This window comes from Pseudomonas sp. S2_H01, from assembly GCF_054668305.1.
This window is the reverse complement of sequence record NZ_CP162756.1, coordinates 4,225,347-4,243,397: the sequence shown is the minus strand read 5'-3', so window position 1 is coordinate 4,243,397 and position 18,051 is coordinate 4,225,347. Positions and strand designations below refer to the sequence as shown.

15 protein-coding genes and 1 pseudogene are annotated in these 18,051 nt (G+C 61.5%); 5 read left to right on the top strand and 11 right to left on the bottom strand.

The features are described from left to right. The first annotated feature begins 300 nt into the window (after nucleotides 1–300). Entirely contained in the window at nucleotides 301–3,567 is a 3,267-nt protein-coding gene (gene rne, locus AB4N84_RS19000) for a ribonuclease E (protein WP_460042636.1), read from the top strand. Between the two features lie 102 nt (nucleotides 3,568–3,669). Here rne and AB4N84_RS18995 read toward each other — a convergent pair whose 3' ends face one another. The 8 genes and pseudogenes from AB4N84_RS18995 to AB4N84_RS18960 all read right to left on the bottom strand — a co-directional run bounded on the left by AB4N84_RS18995 (nucleotide 3,670) and on the right by AB4N84_RS18960 (nucleotide 10,812). Further along, complete coding sequence (locus tag AB4N84_RS18995) at nucleotides 3,670–4,263, bottom strand: nucleotidyltransferase family protein (RefSeq protein ID WP_074757739.1); 594 nt, start codon at nucleotides 4,261–4,263, stop codon at nucleotides 3,670–3,672. A gap of 122 nt (nucleotides 4,264–4,385) precedes the next feature. After that, complete coding sequence (gene murB / locus AB4N84_RS18990; RefSeq protein ID WP_460042634.1) at nucleotides 4,386–5,405, bottom strand: UDP-N-acetylmuramate dehydrogenase; 1,020 nt, start codon at nucleotides 5,403–5,405, stop codon at nucleotides 4,386–4,388. A gap of 46 nt (nucleotides 5,406–5,451) precedes the next feature. Then, on the bottom strand, nucleotides 5,452–6,216 hold the full coding sequence (gene kdsB / locus AB4N84_RS18985) for a 3-deoxy-manno-octulosonate cytidylyltransferase (protein WP_074757735.1): 765 nt from the start codon (nucleotides 6,214–6,216) through the stop codon (nucleotides 5,452–5,454). Continuing rightward, a complete protein-coding gene (locus AB4N84_RS18980; protein WP_003174668.1) occupies nucleotides 6,213–6,398 on the bottom strand; it encodes a Trm112 family protein in 186 nt (61 codons plus the stop codon). The genes kdsB and AB4N84_RS18980 overlap by 4 nt, the downstream gene beginning before the upstream one ends. A gap of 17 nt (nucleotides 6,399–6,415) precedes the next feature. Further along, entirely contained in the window at nucleotides 6,416–7,411 is a 996-nt protein-coding gene (gene lpxK, locus AB4N84_RS18975; protein ID WP_460042633.1) for a tetraacyldisaccharide 4'-kinase, read from the bottom strand. Next, the gene (locus AB4N84_RS18970; protein WP_074757731.1) at nucleotides 7,411–7,842 is read right to left on the bottom strand and encodes an ExbD/TolR family protein; all 432 of its coding nucleotides are present in this window, start codon (nucleotides 7,840–7,842) and stop codon (nucleotides 7,411–7,413) included. The genes lpxK and AB4N84_RS18970 overlap by 1 nt, the downstream gene beginning before the upstream one ends. Beyond that, nucleotides 7,839–8,513, bottom strand: a complete 675-nt coding sequence (locus AB4N84_RS18965) for a MotA/TolQ/ExbB proton channel family protein (RefSeq protein WP_074757729.1) — start codon at nucleotides 8,511–8,513, stop codon at nucleotides 7,839–7,841. The genes AB4N84_RS18970 and AB4N84_RS18965 overlap by 4 nt, the downstream gene beginning before the upstream one ends. An 83-nt stretch (nucleotides 8,514–8,596) precedes the next feature. Continuing rightward, nucleotides 8,597–10,812, bottom strand: a pseudogene (locus AB4N84_RS18960) (DNA internalization-related competence protein ComEC/Rec2). Between the two features lie 154 nt (nucleotides 10,813–10,966). Between AB4N84_RS18960 and AB4N84_RS18955 the strand changes: the two are divergent. Further along, entirely contained in the window at nucleotides 10,967–11,482 is a 516-nt protein-coding gene (locus tag AB4N84_RS18955; protein WP_074757725.1) for a DUF2062 domain-containing protein, read from the top strand. 158 nt (nucleotides 11,483–11,640) lie between these two features. On the opposite strand, the gene AB4N84_RS18950 is transcribed toward AB4N84_RS18955, so the two are convergent. The 3 genes from AB4N84_RS18950 to AB4N84_RS18940 all read right to left on the bottom strand — a co-directional run bounded on the left by AB4N84_RS18950 (nucleotide 11,641) and on the right by AB4N84_RS18940 (nucleotide 14,175). Next, entirely contained in the window at nucleotides 11,641–12,420 is a 780-nt protein-coding gene (locus AB4N84_RS18950) for an ABC transporter permease (RefSeq protein ID WP_074757723.1), read from the bottom strand. Continuing rightward, complete coding sequence (locus AB4N84_RS18945) at nucleotides 12,417–13,349, bottom strand: ABC transporter ATP-binding protein (protein ID WP_460042631.1); 933 nt, start codon at nucleotides 13,347–13,349, stop codon at nucleotides 12,417–12,419. The genes AB4N84_RS18950 and AB4N84_RS18945 overlap by 4 nt, the downstream gene beginning before the upstream one ends. 202 nt (nucleotides 13,350–13,551) lie before the next feature. Then, nucleotides 13,552–14,175: a glutathione S-transferase family protein gene (locus tag AB4N84_RS18940; protein WP_460042630.1), complete on the bottom strand. Its 624-nt coding sequence runs from the start codon at nucleotides 14,173–14,175 to the stop codon at nucleotides 13,552–13,554. 236 nt (nucleotides 14,176–14,411) lie between these two features. On the opposite strand from AB4N84_RS18940, the gene AB4N84_RS18935 reads away from it, so the two are divergent. The 3 genes from AB4N84_RS18935 to AB4N84_RS18925 all read left to right on the top strand — a co-directional run bounded on the left by AB4N84_RS18935 (nucleotide 14,412) and on the right by AB4N84_RS18925 (nucleotide 17,998). Further along, entirely contained in the window at nucleotides 14,412–16,856 is a 2,445-nt protein-coding gene (locus AB4N84_RS18935) for an acyl-CoA dehydrogenase (protein WP_460042628.1), read from the top strand. A 408-nt stretch (nucleotides 16,857–17,264) separates the two neighbouring features. Beyond that, complete coding sequence (locus AB4N84_RS18930; protein ID WP_074757715.1) at nucleotides 17,265–17,468, top strand: hypothetical protein; 204 nt, start codon at nucleotides 17,265–17,267, stop codon at nucleotides 17,466–17,468. A 119-nt stretch (nucleotides 17,469–17,587) separates the two neighbouring features. Next, nucleotides 17,588–17,998 carry a PA2817 family protein gene (locus AB4N84_RS18925; protein ID WP_074757713.1) on the top strand — a complete coding sequence of 137 codons (411 nt, stop codon included), beginning with the start codon at nucleotides 17,588–17,590 and terminating at the stop codon, nucleotides 17,996–17,998. Nucleotides 17,999–18,051 lie beyond the last annotated feature (53 nt).

Below are 18,051 nucleotides of genomic sequence, written 5' to 3'. Positions count from 1 at the left end.
TCAGGGATACGTGTGGGGTGGAGACGCACAACCGTCGGACTGTGTAGCAAAAGGCTTTATTCAAGACGCTTCATATCGTCCGCTACCGATGGTTGATTCCTCCTCCTGACCAAGCTTTTGCTGACAGGGTGTCATTTGTCACCACAGCAAGCAGGAAACGTCGTCGCGACTACGGCCCCGCTGGCCGAATATCGCTAGACACTGGAGTGTCCAAGCACTCCTGACGCGCCCTGACACCGACCGTGAGAAGTCGTGTGTGCCGAACGCCGTTTCCGGCAGCCCGGAAACCGACGGTACTACATGAAAAGAATGCTGATTAACGCGACTCAACCTGAAGAGTTGCGTGTTGCGCTGGTAGACGGCCAGCGCCTATACGACCTGGACATCGAATCCGGGGCCCGCGAACAGAAGAAGGCCAACATCTATAAAGGCCGGATCACGCGCATCGAACCCAGCCTTGAAGCCGCGTTTGTCGACTTCGGCTCTGAGCGTCACGGCTTTCTGCCGCTGAAAGAAATCTCCCGCGAATACTTCAAGAAGTCCCCGGAAGGTCGCGTCAACATCAAGGACGTCCTGAGCGAAGGCCAGGAAGTCATCGTTCAGGTCGAGAAAGAAGAGCGTGGCAACAAGGGCGCCGCCCTGACCACGTTCATCAGCCTGGCCGGTCGTTACCTGGTGCTGATGCCGAACAACCCGCGCGCCGGTGGTATCTCCCGCCGCATCGAAGGCGAAGAGCGCAACGAACTGCGTGAAGCCCTCAACGGCTTGATCGCCCCGGCCGACATGGGCCTGATCGTGCGCACTGCCGGCCTTGGCCGCAGCAGCGAAGAAATGCAGTGGGACCTCGACTACCTGCTGCAACTGTGGACCGCCATCAAGGAAGCGTCCCTGGATCGTGCCGCGCCGTTCCTGATCTACCAGGAAAGCAACGTCATCATCCGCGCGATCCGCGATTACCTGCGCCAGGACATCGGTGAAGTCCTGATCGACAGCGTCGAAGCCCAGGAAGAAGCCCTGACCTTCATCCGCCAGGTGATGCCGCAGTACGCCAGCAAGATCAAGCTGTACGAAGACAGCGTTCCGCTGTTCAACCGTTTCCAGATCGAAAGCCAGATCGAAACCGCCTTCCAGCGCGTCGTCGAACTGCCTTCCGGCGGCTCCATCGTCATCGATCCGACCGAAGCCCTGGTGTCCATCGACATCAACTCGGCACGCGCCACCAAAGGCAGCGACATCGAAGAAACCGCCCTGCAGACCAACCTTGAAGCGGCTGAAGAAATCGCCCGTCAACTGCGTCTGCGCGACATCGGCGGCCTGATCGTCATCGACTTCATCGACATGACGCCGGCCAAGAACCAGCGCGCCGTGGAAGAAAAAGTCCGCGAAAGCCTGGAAGCCGACCGTGCCCGCGTTCAGGTCGGTCGCATTTCGCGCTTCGGCCTGCTGGAAATGTCCCGTCAGCGCCTGCGACCATCGCTGGGCGAAAGCAGCGGCATAGTCTGCCCACGCTGCAACGGCACCGGCATCATCCGTGACGTCGAATCCCTGTCGCTGGCGATCCTGCGCCTGATCGAAGAAGAAGCCCTGAAAGACCGCACCGCCGAAGTCCGCGCCCAAGTGCCGATCCCGGTTGCTGCGTTCCTGCTCAACGAAAAACGCAACTCGATCACCAAGATCGAACTGCGCACCCGCGCACGCATCATCATCCTGCCGAACGATCATCTCGAGACGCCGCACTTCGAAGTTCAGCGCCTGCGTGATGACAGCCCGGAAGCCCACAGCCTGCAGTCCAGCTACGAAATCGCTGCGGCCGCCGCCGAAGTGGAAGAAGTCCAGCCGACAGCAGCAACCCGGACCCTGGTTCGCCAGGAAGCCGCGGTCAAGACCGCACCGGCACGCGCCAATGCTCCGGTTCCTGCCGAAGTCGCCGCACCGGCAGCGCCAGCACCTGTTGCCCACGAGCCAAGCCTGTTCAAAGGCCTGGTGAAATCGCTGGTCAGCCTGTTCGCCACCAAGGAAGAGCCTGTCGCACCGGCCGCCGTGGTTGAAAAACCGGCTGCAGAGCGTCCAGCCCGCAACGAAGAGCGTCGCAACGGTCGTCAGCAGAGCCGCAGCCGTAACGGTCGCCGCGACGAAGAGCGCAAGCCTCGCGAAGAACGCGCCCCTCGTGCAGAGCGTGAAGAACGCGCTCCACGCGAAGAGCGTGCGCCGCGTGAAGAACGCGCCCCTCGTGAAGAGCGCGCACCGCGCGAGTCACGCGAAGCCCGTGACGAAACGGCAGCTCCACGTGAAGAACGTCCGGCACGCGCACCACGTGAAGAGCGCCAGCCTCGTGCTCAGCGTGAAGACCGCAAGCCGCGCGAAGAGCGCGTACGTGAACTGCGTGAGCCACTGGATGCCGCACCGGCTGTCAACGTGCCACGCGAAGAACGTCCTGAGCGCGCACCGCGCGAAGAGCGTCAACCACGTGCGCCGCGTGAAGAACGTCAACCACGTGCCGAGCAGGCCGCGGCAGCGGTTGAAGACGAAGCACTGTTGAGCAACGAAGAACAGCAGGACGAAAACGGTCAGGAACACGCTGAAGGCGATCGCCCTCGCCGTCGCTCCCGTGGCCAGCGTCGTCGCAGCAACCGTCGTGAGCGTCAGCGTGACGCCAACGGCGATGTGATTGAAGGCAGCGAAGAGCACCAGGCCGAAGCCGGTGACGACACCGTTCGCAGCGAAGGCAACAGCAGCGAAATCGCTGCGGGTCTGGCCGTGACCGCCGCCGTGGCAGAAAGCGTGATCAGCGCCCCGGCCGAAGCCGACGCTCACCGTCAGGCTGAACGTGCAAACGCCGCTGTCGAAGCGCCCGCTGTTGAAGCCGCGCCTGTCGAGAAGGCCGAAGCGCCTGTCGTCGAGGCTCCAGCCGTGGAAGCATCGACGGCGCCCGCCAAACGTTCGATCATGCCGGAAGTTGAAGTCGCGCAATTCGACGCCTCTCTGAGCCCGTTCGAACGTCAGGTGAAAGCCGCCGCTCAGGCTGAGTCGGTCGAAACCCCGGCAGAAGTTGAAGCACATGCCGTTGTTGAAGCGCCTGCTCCGGCACCGGTCGTTGAGGCACCTGTCGCTGCAGCTGCTGCACCGGTCGAAGCGCCGAAAGCCGCTGAACCGGTGATTGAGAAGCCGGTGGTCGAGAAACCAGTGGTTGCCGAACCTGTGGCTGCACCGGCTGAACTGGCCGCTCCGGAAATCGTTGCCGCGCCAGTGGCGGTCGAACCGGCTCCATCTCCGACACCCGTCGCAGCTGAAAAGCCAGCACTGCCGATGGCCAGCACCGGCCGCGCGCCGAACGATCCTCGTGAAGTTCGCCGTCGTCGCCTGGAGGCTGAGCGCCTGCAGAAGGAAGCTGAAGCCACTGCAAGCGCTGCGCCTCAAGCGCCAGTCGTTGCCGAGCCAGCACCTGTTGCTGTCGAAGCCATCGCGAGCCCTGCCCCGGTGGTTGACGAGCACGTCAGCACGAAGGAAGTGGTGACCGAGCACGGTGAAATGTTGGAAGAAAGCAAAGAGCCTAAGCCGCTCGTGTAATCTTCAGTGAATGAAAAGCCCCGCCTGTTGCGAAGCAAGCGGGGCTTTTTTATGCGCGCGAATCGGGCTTAGTAGGGTCTGCAGATCCTGAACCACCGTTTTCTACGATTTGAAATCCAGCGCCGCAGGCACGTCCACATCCCAAAGGACACCGGGATCTTCAACCGACAGCTCAATGACCCTGGCGCCCTTAAACAGCCGCTTGGCCCCCTTCTCCCCCGCCAGAGACCTCAGTGCGGGACCAAACCCTCGTCCGAACCCGACAGGATGGCCGAACGCGCCCTCTCGGACAGGCACACTGATAGCGTCGTCCTCCAGCGAATTGACCACCCGCTTGAGGGTATCCGCATGGATGAACGGCATGTCCCCAAGAACAATCAACCAGCCCCGATGATCAGGCTCTGCTGCTACGGCCGCGGCAATGCTGTCGCCCATGCCTGGGGACTCCAGCACCACAACCTCGCAGCCGTACTGCAACCCCAGTTCGGCGACGCTGCAATACTGAGGGCGGGTCAGCAGCACAATCTTGTCGACGAAAGGCTTGAGCCCCACGAGCACGTGCTCTAAGACCGAGCGCTCAATACCGTCATAGCCCGTGCATTGCGCCAGCAATTTGTTGCGATGGGCACCGGCGATCTGCCGATAACGGCTGCCAAGTCCTGCCGCCAGGACGACGGCGCACACGGTGTCACTCATGCGTAACCTCGAATTGAAGTGTCTCGCATCGGAAATGCAAAGGGCACGCCATCACTTCAGCCTCGTGAAAGGCTGAAGTGTAATGGGTTTTGAAACAAACGAGAGAGGACGCGGAACAACCCTCAATAGAGGTTGGGTTCCATCTCCAGCGTCACACCGAAACGTTCGAGGATGTCGGCTTGAATCCGCTGCGCCAGGGTCAGAAGGTCCAGCCCCGAGGCCGAGCCGTAGTTGACCAGCACCAGCGACTGCAGCGCATGAACCCCCGCGTCGCCTTCACGAAAGCCTTTCCAGCCTGCCTGCTCAATGAGCCAGCCTGCCGCAAGCTTTACCTGGCCGTCAGGCTGTGGATACGCCACCAGCCCCGGATGCGTCTGCTTGATACGCTCGGCGAGCTCAGCGCAAACGATCGGATTCTTGAAGAAGCTGCCGGCATTGCCCAGCACAGTCGGGTCGGGCAGCTTTTCACTGCGAATCTCACAAATCGCCCGACTGACGTGCATCGGCGTCGGCGCCTGGATGCCCTGCTCCTGAAGACGCTGACGCACCGGGCCGTAATCCAGGTGTAATCGGGCGGCGAAGCTGAGCTTGAAGCGCACCCGAAGAATCAACCAGCGACCGGTCTGGTGCTTGAACACGCTGTCGCGGTAACCGAACGCGCAGTCCGCCAGGGAAAACTCGCGCAGCTCACCGCTTTCACGATCCAGGGCCACAAGGCTGTGGAACACGTCTTTCAGTTCAACGCCATACGCGCCGATGTTCTGCATCGGTGCAGCACCGACCGTGCCCGGGATGAGGCTGAGGTTTTCCACCCCCGACAGACCGCGCGCCAGCATCTCCTGGACGAACGGATGCCAGGGCTCTCCCGCTTCAGCCTCGATGATCGCAGCGCCACAGTCTTCATGCGTGATGCGAATGCCCCGGCTGGCCATGCGCAGCACCAGCGCGTCGAGATCCCCGCTCAACAGCAGGTTGCTGCCGCCGCCGATGACCAGCAGTTCAACCTTGTGCGCTGCCGAGTACGCCAGCGCCTCCCGGACATCACTGTCGTTATGAGCTTCGGCAAACAGTCGAGCCCGTACATCGACACCAAAGGTGTTGAACGGTTTGAGCGAAACGTTGGATTGAATCTGCAGGCTCATGCAACCACCTGCCCGAAGAGCACCTGAGCATTACACCCCATGACCGTCAAACCTCCAGCAAACGCCGGACGCGTTCCAGGTCTTCGGCGGTGTCGACGCCGGCGGGCGGTGCTTCCACCGCATCAGCGACGTGAATCCGCACGCCATGCCACAAAGCTCGCAACTGTTCGAGGTTTTCAGTGTTTTCCAGCCAACAAGGGCCCCAACTCACGAAGTCATGCAGGAAACCGGCGCGGTAGGCGTAGATGCCGATGTGTCGGCGGTACGGCACGCCTTCAGGCAGTTCGTCACGGGTCCTGGCCAGCGCATCACGCGCCCAGGGCAGCGGCGCACGGCTGAACGTCAGCGCCAGGCCATTAAGGTCGGAACAGACTTTGACCACGTTCGGATTGAACAGCGCAGCCACATCGTCGATAGGCTCAGCCAGCGTCGACATGCGCGCTTCTGTGTGCGCGGCGAGGTTGTCGGCGACCTGATCGATCACGGCGGGCGGGATCATCGGCTCGTCGCCCTGGACGTTGACCACGATGGCATCGTTGGCGAGCCCGAGCAGCGAGGCCACTTCGGCCAGCCGGTCGGTGCCTGAATTGTGATCGTCGCGTGTCATCAGTACTTCGGCGCCGAACGCCAGACAGGCGTCGACAATGCGCTGATCGTCAGTGGCGACCACGACACGCTCCGCGCTGCTTTTGCGCGCCTGCTCCCAGACGTGCTGGATCATGGGCTTGCCGGCGATGGTTTTCAGCGGTTTACCGGGAAAACGGCTCGAACCGTAACGCGCAGGGATAACAACGGTAAACGCTGCGGTCATTTGTCCAGACGCTCATCAGTGGTCAGGGTGCGTGCTTCGCTTTCCAGCATCACCGGGATGCCGTCGCGGATGGGGTAAGCCAGGCCGGCACCCTTGCTGATCAGCTCGGTTTTGTCGGCGCTGAGCTTGAGCGGACCTTTGCAGATCGGGCAAGCGAGGATGTCGAGCAATTTGGTGTCCATAAGAAATCCTGAGCGAGTCATGGCAAAAGCCGGGTTAACTGCGAATCGAACCAACTGACAAAGGCCGGAGAAGGCACGGCTTCAACGGCCAGGTACCACCAGTCGGGGGCCGCGAAGGCTGCACATTTCACGGCATCTTTTTCGGTCATGACCAAAGGCAGGACCGGCGTGAACGCCAGCGCCTGTGCACTGAACACGGCGTGATCGGCGAACGCATGTGGAACAGGCCGCCAGTGTAGTCCTTCGAGGGTGTTGAAGAAACGTTGCGGATTGCCGATACCCGCCACCGCGTGCAACGCCTGACCGGCCGGAAAATGATCCACGGGGCGATGCTCGCCGCTGAGCAGATTGACCAGCGCAGTTGGCTGCAATCTGAAGGCGTAACCGTCGTCACGGTCTTCGCTCGCGCCGTTGTACAGCAAGGCGTCAACGCTCTCTAGACGCTCGACCGGTTCACGCAAGGGACCGGCCGGCAGGCAACGGCGATTGCCCAGCCCCCGCGCGGCATCGACCAGGACCAGCTCAAGATCCCGATCAAGCCGGTAATGCTGCAGGCCATCGTCGGAAAGAATCAGGTCGAGCGGTTCTTCTGCGAGCAATCCGCGCACTGCCTGCGAACGATCGGGGTCGATCATCAGCGGCACGCCGGTGCGCTTGACGATCAGCAAGGGCTCGTCCCCCGCTTGCTCGGCACTTTGCCGGGCGGTGACACGCCACGGAAGGCGCGGCGGTCTGGCGCCATAACCACGGCTGACCACGCCCACGCGCAGGCCACGACGACGACAGTAATCGATCATCCAGAGAATCAGCGGCGTCTTGCCGGTGCCGCCGACGGTAATGTTACCGACAACGATCACGGGCACAGGGGCTTTGTAGATGTCGCCCTGCCCGGCCACGAAACGCGCGCGTTTGTTGTTGACGACGCGGCGGTACAAGGCTTCGAGCGGACGCAGCAGCGTCAGCGCCGGATGGCCTTCGTACCATGCGTCAAGCAAGCGATCGGTGAGTGCCATCAGTTAGCCGAGGCGGCCTCGACGGTGGTCATGCGCAGGTGAGCGAAACCCAGCTTGCCCGCGGCATCCATCGCGGTGATGACCGACTGGTGAGGCGTCTTGCCGTCAGCGCTGATGGACAACGGCAAGCTGGTGTCACCGCCCGACTCCTTCTGCAAGGCGTCGATCAGGGTGTCCAGTTTGCTGTCGGCTAACAGGGTGTTGTTGACCGAATAGGTGCCTTCGGCGTTGATCGTGATATCGACGTGTTTTTTGTCGACATCGTCGGCCGACGCGCCGGTGACCGACTGCGGCAGGTCCACGCGCATTTGCGTTTCGCGGGTGAAGGTCGTGGTGACCACGAAAAACAGCAGCAGAATGAACACCACGTCGATCAGCGACACCAGATTGATGTCGATGGTCTCCCGAGGCTTGCGGCGGCGGAATTTCACTTCTTGCGACCCTCGCCGCGCGCGGCAGCCTTGAGGTCAGGCTTGGCGTCGGTCAGGTCCACGTCACGGTCGCCCTGCACCACTTCCACCAGCTTGATCGCTTCCTGCTCCATGCCCACCACCAACTCGTCGACGCGGTTTTGCAGGTAGCGGTGGAAGAAGATGGTCGGGATCGCAACGGTCAGGCCGGACGCCGTGCAGATCAGCGCCTTGGCGATACCGCTGGCCAACATGCCCGCGTTGCCGGTCATGCCGGTGCTGGTGAACGAACTGAAGATGTCGATCATGCCCAACACGGTGCCGAGCAGACCCAGCAGCGGGGCCATGGCGGCGATGGTGCCAAGCGTGGCGAGGTAACGCTCCAGCTCGTGAATCACCCGGGCGGCGGCTTCCTCGATGCACTCCTTCATGATCTCGCGACCGTGACGGGAGTTGGCCAGGCCGGCGGCGAGAATCTCACCCAGCGGCGAATCGGCGCGCAGTTCCTTGAGCTTGTCGCTGCTCAGTTGTTTGTCCTGAATCCAGCGCCACACCTGACCGAGCAGGTGCGGTGGCGTAATGCGGCTGGCGCGCAGGGTCCACAAACGCTCGATGATGATTCCGACGGCGGCGATGGAACTCAGAATGATCGGTAGCATCATCCAGCCACCAGATTTGACCAGTTCCCACACAGCGACCACCCCCTGAAAAAAAGTGGCGCCACTCTAACATAGGGCAGTCGGCTCGCCGAACCCGTCGATGAATATCCGACCATTCACTCACGCCAGAAGCGTCTTTCCCTACGTTCGGCGTCAACGCCTTCGAACCTGCCTAATCGCAATGTGATAGCACCCAGTTCGGCACTGTCATAGGTTTCAATGCCGAACCAGCGATAGCGTGACATCACCAGGGGATGCGGATGACCAAACGCATTGTTCCGGCCCCGGGAGATCAGCACGCCCTTCGGAGAGACCGCCTGCAGCAGCGCTTTGGACGATGAACTTCGGCTCCCGTGATGTGGCGCTTGCAGCCAGTGCGCGCGAACGTCAAAGCCCTGCTCCAGCATCGCCCGCTCGGCGGGGACGTCGATGTCCCCCGTCAACAACAGACGCTCGCCCCGTGCATCGACACGCAGCACGCACGATGCCTGATTGCCCTGCGCCGCCTGCTCCCAGATCCAGGTGGAAAACGTGACATCGTCCCATGTCCAGGTTTCACCGTTACGGCAGGACTCGACAGGCAACTCAGCCGGCATCCGGGCCGCGTCGCCCGCCAGAACCCTGCCCACGGGCAAGGCCTGATGAATCGCCGGCGCGCCACCGGCATGATCGGCGTCGGCATGACTGAGCAGCATCATGTCCAGATGCCCTATTCCTGCACGACGAATGGCGGGCAAGACCACGCGCTCGCCGATGTCGAACTCGCCAAAGCGCGGTCCGGCGTCATAGAGCAGCGTGTGTTCCCGGGTGCGCAGCAGAATGGCCAGCCCCTGCCCCACGTCCAGTTGCAGTACTTCAACTTCGCCTTGGGGAATACGCTTCTGCGGGACCAACACGCAGAGCAGCAACAGAGGCCAACCCAACGCGCGCAATGGCACGCCGTTGGGTAATAAAAGCAGCAGCGCGCCCAGCAGGCTCAACGGCCACACCCAGAACGGCGTCGCAGGGCCCGTCCATGCCGGGGCCGCCTCGGCCGCGATTGCCAGAACCACGAACAACGCGTTCATCGAACCGCCCGCCAGCCAGAGCAAACTCTCGCCTAACCACGGAACGGCCAGAAAGAACGTGCCGAAGAGCGCCAAAGGCAGGATAAAAATGCTGACCCACGGCACCGCGAGCAGATTGACCACAGGACCGCTCACACTGACCGGCAGACTTAGCGCCAGCAAGACCGGCAAGAGCCCGAGCGCGATCAGCCACTGCGCCCGGGACCAGCTCTGCAACCAACGCCAGGCGCCCAGCCGTCCGCCAAAGATCATCATCAAAATGCCAACGGCCACGAACGACAACCAAAACCCTGGACGCAGGCTGATCAACGGCTCGACGATCAGCACCAGATTCAACGCGATCAGCATCGGCCAACTCGCACCCAGGTGCCGAAAGCGCAAACGCCACAGCAACACCAGCCCGAGCATCACGCAGGCTCGCTGCACCGGAACCTCGAAGCCTGCCAGATACCCATAGGCCAGTGCGCCACTCAAGGCAAGCACGCAGGCCGACGGCAACCAAGGGAGAAAGCGCGGCCAAACACCCCATCGCGCGAGCCCCGCCACCAGCCCATACAGCAACCCGGCCAGCAAACCGATGTGCGTGCCGGAAATCACCAGCAAATGGACCGTGCCAGTGTCTTGCAACACTTGCCAATCGGCTGGACTCAACCCTGAGTCGTCGCCCAGCACCAGCGCGGCCAAACCGCCCTGCCGACCCTGAGCTTCCACGGCCAGCAGGCGCTGACGAATCGTGTCCCGCCACGAGTGGGTCGTCGCCCTGAGCAACTGGCCATCCACCACGGTGCCCGTCGCGCCGATACGTTGCGCCAACAGCCACGCCTGATAGTCGAACGCCCCGGGATTGGCCAGGCCGCCGGGCCGCTTGAGCTTCACCGCCAGCCGCCAGTACTCGCCGCTTTGCACGGCAGGGCCGCCGTACCAGGCAATGCGCAACTGCCCGGGCAACGGTGTTCGGCGAGAAACCGGATCGTCCAGCTGAAACCGCACCACCCCATCAACGGTGTTCGGCAAGCCGACGACCTTACCCTCCAGCCAGAGCGTCTGGCCATTGAGGCGCTCGGGCAGTCGATCGTCCAGCGCAGATTTGGCCGACACGCAGGCCCATGTCACTCCAAAAGGAAGAACGCCAGCGGATACGTGCGAAACGGCAACAGCATCAGGGCGATGACGGGCATCGCCAGCATCAACCAGACCGGCGGTAATGCCGGTAAAAAACGCAGGACGAGCAGTCCCAGTGCAAGCGCCAGCATCCCTGTGCGCATGAGGCTTTCCTTGTCGACAGATGAAATTCACCCTCAATGACTTAGCGCACTGACCGCGGCGCGCATTTATTAATTGTCACAATGTCTGAATTTCCATCCGTCACTATCCATGCATACTTGCCCGAGTTTTCCCGCCCAGCCCCCGGAATCCCGTATGCCACGCCACCTGATCAAGCGATATATGCCCGATCCGAACAGCATCCGGGAACACAAATCCTTACGCTTTCTTGGCCGTCTGCTGCATGACCCCAACCTTTGGCACCTGAATCGGCACTCGGTCGCGAGGGCCATGGGCATCGGCTTGTTTGCCGCGTTGATGCCGATGCCCTTGCAGATGTTGCTGGCGGCGGTCCTGGCGATTCGGGTGCGCGCCAATCTGCCGATTGCCGTCAGCCTGTGCTGGCTGACCAACCCGCTGACCATGCCGCCGGTGTTCTACTGCACTTACAAGATCGGCGCCCTGCTGATGGGTTTGCCGCCGCACAGTTTTCCGGACGAGATGAGCTGGGACTGGATCAGTGGGCAGCTGTCGACGTTGTGGCAGCCGTTTTTGCTGGGGTCGGTGGTGGCAGGCGTGGTGGTGGGCGTGGCGGGGTATTTCGGAACGATGGCGTATTGGCGGTGGTGGGTCGGGCGGCAGTGGAGGCGGCGTAGGGCAAAGCGTCGCTAGGATGAACGCAGGGAAAAACTACTGTGGGAGCGAGCTTGCTCGCGAAGGCGGATTGGCTGGCACCGTTAATGTGACAGATGTACCGGGCCCTTCGTCGGAATGCCGCCCAGACCAGGCTCGCCCCCACAGGAGCGAGCCTACCCGGTAAAACTATTGGTTTACTGGCGCATCCCGCGACCACTCACCAGCAACCGCGCACAGCCCAGGTACAGGACGATGGTCGCCACGACCATGAACGTCAGGGCGATGCTGATCTTGATGTCCGACACACCCAGAATCCCGAAACGGAACGCGTTGACCATGTGCAGCACCGGGTTGGCCAGCGAAACGGTCTGCCAGAACGGCGGCAACAGGTTAATCGAGTAGAACACCCCGCCCAGGTAGGTCAGCGGCGTCAGCACGAAGGTCGGGATGATCGAGATGTCATCGAAATTGCGAGCAAAAACGGCGTTGATGAAACCCAGCAGCGAGAAAATCGTCGCCGTCAGCACCACAACCAAAATCGTCACACCCAGATGGTGCACCTGCAGGTCGGTGAAGAACATCGACAGGAGGGTGACGATGAAGCCCACCATCAGCCCGCGCAGCATGCCGCCCAGGGTGAAACCGATCAGGATGGTGTGCGGCGAAACCGGCGAGACCATCAGTTCTTCAATCGAACGCTGAAACTTCGCGCCGAAGAAGCTGGAAACGACGTTGCCGTAGGAGTTGGTGATCACCGACATCATGATCAGGCCCGGCACGATGTACTGCATGTAGGTAAACCCACCCATGTCGCCGATCTGGCGACCGATGAGGTTCCCGAAGATCACGAAGTACAGGACCATGGTGATCGCTGGCGGCAGAAGCGTCTGCGGCCAGATGCGCATGAAGCGACGGACTTCGCGATAGACAATGGTGTTCATCGCGACCAGGTTGGGGCGCAGCTCCGAACTCATACCGCCACCTTCGACAGATTTTTTTCGACCAGACCCACGAACAATTCCTCGAGGCGGTTGGTTTTATTGCGCAGGCTCAGCACCTGAACGTTCTGCAACGCCAGTTGACCGAACAGCGCCGTGATACCGATGGTTTTATCAACCTGCACTTCCAGCGTGTGACTGTCCACCAACCGCGACGGGTAACCGGCCAGCTGCGGCGCAGCTTGCATCGGGTCTTTGAGGTCCAGCAGGAAGGTCTCGACGTGCAGCTTGTTCAGCAGCGTCTTCATGCCGGTGTTTTCAATGATGGTCCCGTGGTCGATGATGCCGATGTTACGGCACAGCTGCTCAGCCTCTTCCAGGTAATGCGTAGTGAGGATGATGGTGATGCCTTTCTGGTTCAGCTCGGTGAGAAAGGTCCACATCGAACGACGCAGCTCGATGTCGACGCCCGCTGTCGGTTCGTCGAGGATCAACAGGCGCGGCTCGTGGATCAGCGCGCGGGCAATCATCAGACGACGCTTCATGCCGCCCGACAGCGAACGCGATGGCACGCTGCGTTTGTCCCACAGCCCCAACTGCGTCAGGTACTGCTCGGCGCGTTCCTTGGCGATCTTCGGCGGGATGCCGTAGTAACCGGCCTGGGTCACCACGATGTCGAAGGTCTTTTCGAACTGGTTGAAGTTGAACTCCTGCGGCACCACACCGATCGAGCGCTTGAGTTGCGCCGGATTGCGATCAAGGTCGTGGCCGAAGATGTTCACCGTGCCCGTGGTCTTGTTGACCAGGGTGGAAATGATGCCGATGGTGGTGGATTTGCCGGCACCGTTAGGGCCGAGCAACGCGAAGAAATCACCCTCGGCGACGTCCAGATCGATACCCTTCAGGGCCTGGAAACCGTTGCCGTAGGTCTTGGTTAGCTGCCGGATGGACAGAGCTGAACTCATGACTGAAAACACACCAATAAAAGGAAAAGGGAGAAAGAACCGAATACAAAAACGTGATCGCCACACCGGTCTCGGTGCCGAAAAACGTCTACTTCTGAAACAAACTGTTGCAGACGCGGCGCACTCGGCAATGTTGCTTGCCGACGCCGCGCAAGTACAGCGAAGTCTATTGATAGTAGTTATTAATCTAACGCTGTCAGCGTCATGTGAGCGCGGTCATCACAGCGGTCCGATAGGCCGGACGCTGCTTCAAACGCTCGTACCAGGCTTTGAGGTGGGGCAGGTCCATGCGTTCAATTGGCATTTCGAACCAGGCATAGATAAAGCTGCCGAGGGGAATATCGCCCGCCCCGAACGCCTCGCCCGACAGGTAAGGCTGATCCGCCAGCGTGTTGTCGACGATGCGCAACAGGCCTTCCAGGGTGGCCTTCGCCGCATGGATCTGCGCCCAGTCCTGCTGCTCGGGCGGCGTGCGCAACACACCCCAGAACACGGTTTTGAAAGGCGTGGCAAACGTCGAGGTGGTCCAGTCCATCCATTTGTCCTGCTGGGCCCGCGCTTGAGGGCTGGCCGGGCAAAGGGCGGAATCCGGCGCGTACTGAGCCACCAGATAACGGACGATGGCGTTGGACTCCCACAGCACGAAGTCGCCGTCTTCGATCATCGGCACCACACCGTTGGGGTTTTTGGCCAGGTACTCAGGCTGATGGTTGAGCCCAAACGCACCGCCTGCGTTGATCGACTCGTATTCCAGCCCTAACTCTTCTGCGACCCACAACGCTTTGCGGACGTTGGACGAATTCTTGCGGCCCCAGATCTTCAACATGCTGCGTGCTCTCCTGTACGCGACCTCGGTGGTCGGTGGATCAACGGGATTAGTGGCATATGCCTGTGGGCAGCCAGTCTACCCCGAGAAGCGGGTGTTCGAGCCACAACTTCACGCGCATCGGCCAGCCCTCGAACTCCCGAGACAGCACGGGGTCACTATCGATGCGCGGGCCAGAGCGATTTGCCCGCCTTTTCGATGGCGCTCACGTTCGCCATCCTCATGGAGGGCTGTTTATGCTGTTGTTGTGGATCGTGGTTCTGGTGATCGGCGTGGCCTGGCTGGCCCATCGGCGTGTCGCCCCTTTCCCTGCCCTGGGCATTGTCGCGGTGTATCTGCTGGCGATGGGTGCCTTCAGTCATGCCCACGGCTGGATGATCATTCCGTGGGTCCTGTGGTTGGCTGTGGCAGTGCCATTGGCCTTGCCTGACCTGCGCCGCAAACATTTCAGTGCGCCGATGTTCGCCTGGTTTCAGAAGGTTCTGCCGCCGATGTCAGACACCGAGCGCGACGCCATCGACGCCGGGACGGTCTGGTGGGATGGCGAGCTGTTCAGTGGCCGGCCTGACTGGAACACCCTGCTGAGCTATCCGAAAAGCCAGCTGACCGAAGAAGAACAAGCCTTCATCGACGGTCCGACCGAACAGCTTTGCGCCATGGTCAGCGACTGGGAAATCGGTCAGGCCATGGACCTGCCGCCCGAGGCCTGGGCGCACATCAAAGAACACGGTTTCTTCGCCCTCATCATTCCGAAGGAATACGGCGGCAAGGGTTTCTCGGCCTACGCCCACTCGCAGGTCGCGATGAAGCTGGCGACCCGCAGCGGCGACCTCGCCTCCACGGTCATGGTGCCCAATTCACTGGGTCCTGCCGAACTGCTGCTGCATTACGGCACTGACGAACAGCGCAATCACTACCTGCCGCGCCTGGCCCGTGGCGACGACATTCCCTGCTTCGCGTTGACCGGCCCCTTGGCAGGTTCGGACGCAGGCGCAATGCCCGACACCGGGATCATCTGCAAGAGCGAATGGGAAGGTCAGGAAGTCATCGGCCTGCGCCTGAACTGGGAAAAGCGCTACATCACACTCGGACCGGTCGCGACCCTGCTCGGCCTGGCCTTCAAGGCGTACGACCCTGAGCATTTGCTGGGCGAAGAAGAGGATCTGGGCATCAGCCTGGCGCTGATTCCCACCGACACCCCGGGCGTGGAAATCGGCCGTCGCCACCTGCCGCTGGGCGCTGCGTTCATGAACGGCCCGAACTCGGGCAAGGACGTGTTCATCCCGCTGGAGTACCTGATCGGTGGTCAGGACATGCTTGGCAAGGGCTGGATGATGCTGATGAACTGCCTGTCGGTGGGCCGCTCGATTTCCCTTCCGGCGGTGGGTACCGGTGCCGCGAAATACACCAGCCTGGTGACCGGCCAGTACACGCAGATTCGTGAGCAATTCAACGTACCGCTGGCCGCGTTCGAGGGCATTCAGGAGTCACTGGCGCGCATCGGCGGTAACGCCTGGTTGATGGACAGTGCCCGGATGCTGACCGCCAACGCCGTGGACCTGGGGGAAAAACCGTCGGTGCTCTCGGCCATCCTCAAATACCACCTCACCGAACGTGGACGCGAGTGCATCACCCACGCGATGGACGTGCACGGTGGCAAGGGCATCATCATGGGCCCGAACAACTACTTGGGTCGCTCGTGGCAAGGGGCGCCGATCTTCATCACCGTGGAAGGCGCGAACATTCTGTCGCGCAACCTGATGATCTTCGGCCAGGGCGCGATCCGCTGCCACCCGTTCGTGCTGAAGGAAATGGCCCTCGCCGGGCGTGAAGACAAAGAGCGCGCGGTCGTCGAGTTCGATGATCTGTTGCTGAAACACATCGGCTTCGCGGTCCGCAACGCGGCCAGCACACTGGTGCTCAACCTGGGCTTCGGTCACTTCGAACACATGCCAGGGGATCGCCTGAGCCAGGGGTATTTCCGCGCCCTTAATCGTCAGGCCGCCGCATTCGCGATGCTCGCCGACTTGAGCATGATGCTGCTCGGTGGCGAGCTGAAACGACGCGAGCGACTGTCAGCGCGCCTGGGCGATGTGTTGAGCCACCTTTATCTGGCGTCCGCCGCGCTCAAGCGCTTCCACGACCTGGATTATCCGGAGACGCTTGTCCCGCTGTTTCGCTGGTCCATGGAAGAAGCCCTGGGTGAATCGGAGCGCGCGCTGGACGAACTGCTCAGTAATTTCCCCAACCGAGTGCTCGGCGGCCTGTTGCGGGTCATCGTGTTCCCGCTGGGTCGCCGCCACACAGGCCCGTCGGATGCACTGGATGCTGAAGTCGCCGAGATCCTCGGCCGTGGCAAGGGCGATCCTGCGCTGGAATCGGTACTCGCCGGTTGCTATCGCCCGACGTCGGAAAGCGATCCGGTAGGCGCTTTGCAGCATGCAGCGGACCTGCTGACCGGCGCGAAAACGCTGCACGGCAAGCTGCATCACGGGGTCAAGAGTGGTCAGGTGAAAGCCGCGGGCGGCGAGCATGTCATTGATGCGGCGTTGAACGCAGGCGTGCTGCTACCTGCCGAAGCCGAGAAACTGCGCGCAGCGGAAGCGGCGCGGCGTACGGTGATCGATGTGGATGATTTTGATCAGGAAGAGGTGAAGCCGGCGGAAGGGAAAATCCGCTGACATTGAAATTGAACGCCGCCCCCTGTAGGAGCGCGCTTGCCCGCGAAGACGTTGTGTCAGACACCGCAGCAGTGGCTGAACGGACGCATTCGCGGGCAAGCGCGCTCCTACAGTTAGGTGGCGTACGGTGATCGACGTGGATGATTTTGATCAGGAAGAGCTGAAGCCGGCGGAAGGGAAAATCCGCTGACATTGAAATTGAACGCCGCCCCCTGTAGGAGCGCGCTTGCCCGCGAAGACGTTGTGTCAGACACCGCAGCAGTGGCTGAACGGACGCATTCGCGGGCAAGCGCGCTCCTACAGTTAGGTGGCGCAACGGATAACCTGATCCAACGCTCTAGCCTGCACATCCCCGCAACCTGTCCTACACTCCCCGGTAACAACAAGAAAACACCAAGGGGACGCATCATGATCGATCACCGCATGACTCATCGCTGCCTGCTTGCTGAAATCGCCTCGGGGGAGGACCTTCACAGCGGCAAACCCACACAGACCCTTCAGACCCTGCTTCTCATCGGCTTCGTCACTCGCCAGCCGAGTCACGACCGCAGCTTTGCTCACCTTGCCTTGACCGAAGCCGGGCACCGTTATCTGGCCGGCTTATGGCATTGATCTGACGTCCGGTCGGCAGACGCGTCCAGCGCTGTCGACCACCAGTCCTCATTGGGGTATCGGTCACCGCCGCCGGGATCTATACTCCCGCGCCTGTTTTTGTCTCTGAGGACTTCATCATGGCCGACGCCAATCTCGACCGCACTCTCAACCTGCTGGCGCACCTGCGCGGCATACTGGTCGCGCTCGGTGAAGCCGAACAGGTTCCCGAAGAAAGTCATGCGCTGTTTCTGGAGCGCTACGACGAGCTGATGTTGCTTCTGCCGGTGGAGCCCATCGAAAGCCAGTACCTGGGTCAGGACCTGCTCTGCCAGGTGATCCAGCGCTACCCACAAATTGCTCACCTGGTGCCACGCGACCTGCTCTGGTACTTCGGCGGCGACTGCCTGCATTTCATGCCCGACGAAGAAATCGACCTGTACACCGCGCTGGAAGAGCGTCGCTTCGAGGCCGAGGAGAACGAAGAACCGTTCGACTGGGACCAGGAAAAGCAGCTGCTGGCGATGGGACAGGACGGACCCCGGCACTGAGTCTGTGAGCGGAATTCGCGGGTACACGCCACACAAAGCGCCAGTGCCCGCGA